Here is a 504-nt window from a genome sequence, read left to right as displayed (position 1 = left end):
TCAAGCCCAGTTGCTGTTCGGCAGCGCCGGGGCCAATCACGAAGACGCAGGCCGTGAACGACCAACTGAAAAACACCGACCATGCGCACAAGTGGAAGGGCCGACCAATACCGCGCAGCCCTTCACGTAACGACGCTTGTGCAGTGTGAGCGGCGGTGTGGGTCTGGAGGGCGCGGCGCGGCCAGAGCGCCAGTACGCCGAGGGCGGCGATGGTGACCAGGGCCATGATCGACCAGAAGGGCAGGCTGGCCGGGTACAGGTTCAGTTGCAGTGCCATGCCACTGAGTACCGGGCCGAAAGCCAACCCCAGGATCATTGCCAAGGTGGCCAGCGTCGCCGCCAACTTGCCGTTGTCGAGTGGGCCGAACCGTACCAGCGTTACGTTCACGGCAGTGGTCATGATTCCCGCACCAAGCCCCGAGATGGCGCGGGCTGCACACAGGGCCCACAACGAATCGCATTCGGCGCACAACCAGGCGCCGATCAGCACCAGTGCAATGGCTG

At 64.3% G+C, this 504-nt stretch carries 1 protein-coding gene; it reads right to left on the bottom strand.

Annotated elements, in window-relative coordinates:
* On the bottom strand, nt 1-504 hold a 504-nt coding region (locus tag E3O56_RS20430), incomplete at both ends, for an MFS transporter (protein WP_248128902.1).

The sequence above is a fragment of the Pseudomonas sp. W2Aug9 genome, from assembly GCF_023127755.1.
In the GTDB taxonomy this organism is placed as follows: domain Bacteria; phylum Pseudomonadota; class Gammaproteobacteria; order Pseudomonadales; family Pseudomonadaceae; genus Aquipseudomonas; species Aquipseudomonas synxantha_A.
Note: the sequence above shows the minus strand (reverse complement) of the source record. Positions and strands in the feature narration are given on the sequence as shown.